Origin of the sequence: Flavobacterium sp. (genome assembly GCF_044368625.1) — a bacterium.
Classification (GTDB): domain Bacteria; phylum Bacteroidota; class Bacteroidia; order Flavobacteriales; family Flavobacteriaceae; genus Flavobacterium.
Genome location: NZ_JBIPPD010000192.1, coordinates 1 through 6,359 on the forward strand (window position 1 = coordinate 1; position 6,359 = coordinate 6,359).

6 protein-coding genes are annotated in these 6,359 nt (G+C 33.9%); 2 read left to right on the forward strand and 4 right to left on the reverse strand.

Going from position 1 to position 6,359, the window contains the following annotated elements; translation table 11 throughout:
* The first annotated feature begins 208 nt into the window (after positions 1-208).
* Entirely contained in the window at positions 209-412 is a 204-nt protein-coding gene (locus ACIQ2X_RS12615; RefSeq protein WP_396179274.1) for a hypothetical protein, read from the forward strand.
* A 56-nt stretch (positions 413-468) separates the two neighbouring features.
* Here ACIQ2X_RS12615 and ACIQ2X_RS12620 read toward each other — a convergent pair whose 3' ends face one another.
* Together ACIQ2X_RS12620 and ACIQ2X_RS12625 are read right to left on the reverse strand one after the other, a co-directional pair.
* Entirely contained in the window at positions 469-1,509 is a 1,041-nt protein-coding gene (locus ACIQ2X_RS12620) for a PLP-dependent cysteine synthase family protein (protein WP_396179275.1), read from the reverse strand.
* Between the two features lie 78 nt (positions 1,510-1,587).
* Complete coding sequence (locus ACIQ2X_RS12625; protein WP_396179276.1) at positions 1,588-3,648, reverse strand: S9 family peptidase; 2,061 nt, start codon at positions 3,646-3,648, stop codon at positions 1,588-1,590.
* 146 nt (positions 3,649-3,794) lie between these two features.
* Between ACIQ2X_RS12625 and ACIQ2X_RS12630 the strand changes: the two genes are divergently transcribed.
* On the forward strand, positions 3,795-4,118 hold the full coding sequence (locus ACIQ2X_RS12630) for a YbaB/EbfC family nucleoid-associated protein (RefSeq protein WP_396179277.1): 324 nt from the start codon (positions 3,795-3,797) through the stop codon (positions 4,116-4,118).
* Positions 4,119-4,183: 65 nt separating this feature from the next.
* On the opposite strand, the gene ACIQ2X_RS12635 is transcribed toward ACIQ2X_RS12630, so the two are convergent.
* Positions 4,184-5,491, reverse strand: coding sequence for a DNA cytosine methyltransferase (locus ACIQ2X_RS12635; RefSeq protein ID WP_396179278.1), 1,308 nt, complete (start codon positions 5,489-5,491; stop codon positions 4,184-4,186).
* 36 nt (positions 5,492-5,527) lie between these two features.
* Positions 5,528-6,196, reverse strand: a complete 669-nt coding sequence (locus ACIQ2X_RS12640; protein ID WP_396179279.1) for a hypothetical protein — start codon at positions 6,194-6,196, stop codon at positions 5,528-5,530.
* Between the last annotated feature and the right edge of the window lie 163 nt (positions 6,197-6,359).

Consider the following 6,359-nt stretch of genomic DNA (forward strand, 5'->3'; position numbering starts at 1 on the left):
TTTATTTTTACAAATGTATTTTTCAAAATAAATTTAAAAACTCAAAAAGTGAGTTTTTAAGGAGTGACTAATTAGTTCAAAAAAAGTATTTGAAAGCTTTTAATACAAATTACTCTCAAATTTTATAATGTCTTAGCTTGATACTGTAATAATTTGATTTTGTTTAAAAGTAACTTTAGTGTTCTATTAATTTATAAAATATTACGCTATGAAATCAAATAATCCAGTAAGTCCGAACACGTCCAATTCCAACAATAAAGGAAGCGACAACAGAAGTGATATGAGAAAACACCAATACAAAGACCATGATGAAGTATTGACCAATGATGAAAACTTTGATGTGGATACACAAAAATTTAAAGGTGAAAAACCAGATTGGGACGACAAATTAAACAACGAAGAAAAGAAATAAACGCAAAAAACTCCAGAAATTTCTGGAGTTTTTTTATGTAAATAATTATTATTGGCTTATTTAATGAACTCAATTTTCTGAGTCTCTTCAACGTTTACGCTGTCAAAAAAACCTTGATCGCTCATCCAGTCGTCGCTAAATACTTTGCTCATGTAACGTGAACCATGGTCTGGGAAAATGGCGATTACATTACTGTTTTCGTCAAACTCACCTTCTTCGGCATACTGTCTGATGGCTTGCAAAACTGCGCCAGAAGTATAACCTACAAATAATCCTTCTTTTTTAGCAATTTCTCGTGTGGCATGTGCACTTTCTTCGTCCGACACTTTCATGAATTTGTCGATCAAATCAAAGTCGGTTGCCGATGGAATCAAATTTTTTCCTAGACCTTCAATGCGGTAAGGATAAATTTCATTATTATCGAATTCTCTGGTTTCGTGGTATTTTTTCAAAACAGAACCAAAAGCATCCACACCTAAAATTTTAATATTGGGATTTTGTTCTTTCAAATATTTTGCCGCTCCCGAGATGGTTCCTCCTGTACCGCTACAAGCTACTAAATGCGTAATTTGTCCGCTGGTTTGTTCCCAAATTTCGGGTCCCGTACTGTGGTAATGTGCATCAATATTGAGTTGGTTGAAATATTGATTAATGTAAACCGAACCTTTTGTTTCTTCGTGCAAACGTTTGGCTACATTGTAATACGAACGATCATCATCTGCAGAAACATGAGCGGGACACACGTATACTTTGGCTCCCAAACTACGAAGCATATCAATTTTATCTTTCGATGATTTTGAACTTACGGCAAGAATGCAATTGTATCCCTTGATAATACTTACCATTGCTAGGCTAAATCCAGTGTTTCCAGAAGTTGTTTCGATAATGGTGTCTCCAGGAGATAGAATTCCTTTCCGTTCGGCTTCTTCTATAATATATAATGCAATACGGTCTTTTGTCGAATGGCCGGGATTGAACGCTTCAACTTTTGCGTAAAATTTACCTACTAAACCTTCCGTAACTTTATTTATCTTAATAAGTGGTGTATTACCTATTAAACCCAGTACATTATCGTAAGCTTTTATTTCCTCTTTCATAAAAAAATTGTTAATAAAGGTATCTTCAATATAGCTGATTGACCTCACAACGTTGCAAATTTAACAAAAAAATTTTAATTACTTCTTGATTCCTTCTAAATCTAATAAAAAAGCAAACTCTTTTGCTAATTCTTTTAAAGCTTCAAACCTACCCGAAGCTCCGCCATGACCCGCATCCATATTGGTATCTAAGAATAATACATTTTTACCTGTTTTCGTGGCTCTCAATTTGGCCACCCACTTTGCAGGCTCAAAATACTGTACTTGCGAATCGTGAAGTCCAGTTGATACATACATATTGGGATATTCTTGTGGCTTTACATTGTCGTAAGGCGAATAGGATTTCATATAATCGTACGCTACTTTATCGTTCGGATTTCCCCATTCGTCGTATTCTCCAGTAGTCAAAGGAATAGAATCATCTAACATTGTAGTTATTACATCCACAAAAGGCACTTGTGCAATAACACCGTTATAAAGTTCTGGCGCCATATTAACCACGGCTCCCATCAACAATCCACCTGCGGAACCACCTTCGGCATATAAATGCTCTTTCGATGTAAATTTTTCGGCAATTACAAATTTGGAACAATCAATGAAATCGGTAAATGTATTTTTCTTTTTTAACAATTTTCCGTTTTCATACCATTCTCTACCCAAATCCTCGCCACCTCTAATGTGAGCGATGGCGTAAATAAATCCGCGATCAAGTAGTGTCAAACGCGTAGAACTGAAATACGGATCCATTGTAGCTCCATAAGATCCATAAGCATAAAGCAATAATGGGTTTTTACCATCTTTTTTGATTCCTTTTTTATAAATAACTGAAATCGGAATTTTAGTTCCATCTGTTGCAGTTGCCCAAAGACGCTCTTCGGTATAGTTGTTTTTGTCAAATTTACCACCTAAAACTTCTTGTTCTTTTTTGACCTCTTTGGTTTTGGTCTTCATATTAAAGTCAATAACTGAAGAAGGTGTTCCCATTGATTGGTAGCTGTAACGCAGGATATCGGTATCAAAATCAAGGTTGGTTGTTGGTGAAGCCGTGTAGGTTTCTATTTCAAAAGGTAAATAGTATTCTCCTTTACCGCTCCAAGGCATAATTCGTATTTTGCTCAAACCATTCGTTCGTTCTGAAACAACAAGGTAGTCTTTGAAAATTTCGATGTCTTCTACCAATACATCTTTACGATGCGGAATCAAATCTTTCCAATTGTCTTTGGTAGTTGCATTTTCGGGTGTTTTCATCACTTTGAAGTTGGTCGCTTTGTCCTTATTGGTCAGAATGTAAAAACTATCATCGTAGTGTGAAATGCTGTATTCCAATCCGCGTATTCTAGGTTGAAAAACTTTAAACGCGCCATTTGGTGTATCCGTTGGTAAAATTTGATATTCGGTAGTTAGCGTACTCCCGGATTGAATTACAATGTATTTTTTTGACTTTTCTTTGCCAATTCCTACATTAAATGTATCGTCTTTTTCTTCAAAAACCAATGGATCTTTTGTGTCGGCTGTACCAATTTGGTGTCGGAATACTTTATCTGAACGCAAGGTTTTTTTGTCTTGAGTGACGTAGAAAAACGTTTTATTGTCATTCGCCCAAACGCCATTTCCAGATACATTTTCTATTTTGTCGGATAGCAATTTTCCGGTTTCTAGATTTTTAACTTGCATCGTGTAAATTCTCCGTCCCACAACGTCTGTAGAAAACAATGCCAACTTATTGTCAGGACTAACGCTCAAACTCCCTAATTGAAAATAACTTTTTCCTTTGGCCAATTCGTTGCAATCAAAAAGAATCTCTTCTTTAGCATCCAATGAACCTTTTTTTCTGGAATAAATGGGGTAATCTTTCCCCGTTTCGTATCGAGTAATGTAATAATATCCATTGAACAAATACGGTACCGAACTGTCGTCTTCCTTGATTCTGGACTTCATTTCGTCAAACAACTCCTTTTGAAGTGTTTGCGTATGAGCCGTCATTTTTTGATAGTATTCATTCTCTTTGTTCAAATAGTCAATAACCTCAGGGTTTTCGCGTTCATTGAGCCAATAGTAATTATCGATTCTAACATCGCCGTGTTTTTCGAGCGTTTTAGGTATTATTTTTGCCACCGGCGGTTGTATGTTTTCTGACATTTGTGAGTCGCTTTTTTTAGTGCATGAAGTTGCAAAAATAAAACAAAGCCCGGCTAAAATGGAAATGTTTTTCATATAAATTAAAAGTTGGTATAACGATGCAATTTAATAAATTTGTAGTAACATAAATTTAAAAATTATAAACAATGTTTGGAGACTTAATGGGAATGATGGGTAAACTGCAAGAAGCTCAAAAAAAAGTGGCAGAGACAAAGCAACGATTGAACACGGTTTTAATCGATGAGCAAAGCAATGACGGGCTGTTTAAAGTAACTTTAACGGCGAATCGAGTGGTAAAATCGGTTACCATAGACGACCAGTTGCTTGAAGATAAAGAACAATTGGAAGACTATTTTGTATTAGTTATGAACAAAGCCATTGAAAAAGCAACTGCTATTAATGAAGCCGAATTGGCTACTGCCGCCAAAGATGGAATGCCAGAAATCCCTGGTATGGATATGTTTAAGTAGAGAGACAAAAGCCTTTGCAATTAATTGTAAAGGCTTTTTTATTCCATTTATTTTTTTTTAATCATTTATGAATGATACGATTTTCTAATTGCAAGTCCAATAGCTTTTGACAATAAAGGTGGAACCGCATTTCCTAATTGAACTAATTGTTTGTTTTTAGGCCCTTCAAAAATAAAATCATCTGGAAAAGATTGTATTCTTGCCATTTCACGTGCAGTTAAAACTCTAGGTAATTTTGGATGTACATTTACTCCGCCATGATTTTCTTTTATTGTACACGAAGCTTCATTCCAAGGGCATTTTTTCCAAGCGTCTGAGTATCCCTTATAAAGGCTTTTTCCTTCTTCTAAAGCCAACATTCTTTCAGCCATATCAGGTCGGTGTTTGGTTTGCACGTGATTGAACTCCTTATTATCTTCCATTTCCATTAAATCTTTAATGGCTTCTCCAGTTGTCATGTAATTTTCAGGTGATAAAAAAGGTTTTGGATGATAATTTTTTTTATTAATTCGATTACCAATAAATATAACCCGATCTCTTTTTTGTGGTACTCCATAATCAGCAGCTCTTAAAACGGTTACATTCATTTCGTATCCGGCTTCCTTGAAATCTTCCAATATCATTTCCTCAACCTTACCTTTTAACATTGACCTCAATCCTACAACATTTTCGCAGACAACAAATTCAGGTTTTAAATTTACCACAATATCCAATAAATCTTTATACAGTGAATTTCTGGGGTCTTCCACTATTCGATTACCTGCCATACTAAAACCTTGACAAGGAAATCCGCCTGCAACAACATTTAATGGTCTACCATTCAACTGTTTTTTGACGGTATCGTAAAATTCTTTTTTCTTACTATCTAATTTAATATCTCCTTCAACGAATGGATGATTAAAATTTCTTCTGTACGTTTTTCCGGCAGCTTCAAACCAATCCAATCCACAAACTCCGTTAAAACCGGCCATTTCAAGTCCTTTAGTAATTCCGCCCGCTCCCGAAAATAAATCAACAAAAGTTAAATCAGATGTATTGGGATTATCCCATTCTTCAATAATCTCAATCCAATTTACTTCATCATTGGGATTGTTTTTATAATTGACACTTTTCTTCTTCTTCGACTTACTTTTATCATTTATAATAATTTCTTTTCCAAAAATATCATAATGCGTTAATTTGTCGTCTGCTAATGAATTACTATTTATAAAATTTTCCAAAGCATCATTTGCTATACGGTAAGAAGTGCCAATTTTTGTAGATTTTAGCTTACCACTTGCAATATGTCTTCTTATTGTTTTTTGAGATACGTTTAATTTCTCGGATATATCTGATATCGAATAAAAAGCATGCTTTTTGTCAAGTGTGTCCATATTTGTCCAGTTTATATGGTGCAATATATTGATGATTTATTTAACTGCAAAAAAATTATGTGTAATTGTACTGTCTAAATTTTCAATAATAAAAACAACGTCGGATTTTGTGTTTTGGTACTCTATAAAGTTAGAATTCGCTGCTATTTTTGCCGAATATTCTTTGTAAACCCGTTTTTTATATTCCCATTGACATCTTAAAAACATTTCTCTTTCTTGTGCTTTATGAGAATGATGCACGATAAAAAGTCTGTTTTGATAATTGTTTCTTACTCCTTTACTTTGTTCATCGTAAAAAAATTTAATCATATTGGTTGGATTTTGCATTACCTCTTCAATAGTTGCTCTAAAGCATCTCGGTATCACTGTTCCTTTTACATCAAATCGTAACTTGGGATTATTATTAAACTCAATATCATACGTTTGATCCTTAGAATTTAGATTTTGATTTACATTATTATTCATAGCGAAAATATGTTCATCACATTTGGCACATTTCCATAAAAACCATCGTCTCCTCAAATAATTTTTATCAGTATCGGATAAGTTTGCTACTTGTTGTTCCAGTTCATCAAATGAATGTATCGCAAACATATTTATTTTATTATCCGATTTATTATTTTGTATGCTACCCCAATTTAAAGGAACAATTTTAGTAAGAAATTGTAAGTCAATAGCGAGTTGTTCATATTGATTTTGTGTCATTTTAAATTGTTTTAGGTTAAAACTAATTTATAAAACTGTAAGTTCAAGTTATAAGTGCAACAGATAAATTAAAAACACTTGGAGTTTTCCTCCAAGTGTTTAAGGTCAAAAGCCTAAATTTGTCTTTCATGAAAAAATATAAACAATTAACCGTTGAGCAAAG

Bases quoted from the DNA above. Each gene is read 5' to 3' on its own strand.
- ACIQ2X_RS12615 (WP_396179274.1), top strand. From the start codon at position 209: ATGAAATCAAATAATCCAGTAAGTCCGAACACGTCCAATTCCAACAAT.
- ACIQ2X_RS12620 (WP_396179275.1), bottom strand. From the start codon at position 1,509: ATGAAAGAGGAAATAAAAGCTTACGATAATGTACTGGGTTTAATAGGT.
- ACIQ2X_RS12625 (WP_396179276.1), bottom strand. From the start codon at position 3,648: ATGTCAGAAAACATACAACCGCCGGTGGCAAAAATAATACCTAAAACG.
- ACIQ2X_RS12630 (WP_396179277.1), top strand. From the start codon at position 3,795: ATGTTTGGAGACTTAATGGGAATGATGGGTAAACTGCAAGAAGCTCAA.
- ACIQ2X_RS12635 (WP_396179278.1), bottom strand. From the start codon at position 5,491: ATGGACACACTTGACAAAAAGCATGCTTTTTATTCGATATCAGATATA.
- ACIQ2X_RS12640 (WP_396179279.1), bottom strand. From the start codon at position 6,196: ATGACACAAAATCAATATGAACAACTCGCTATTGACTTACAATTTCTT.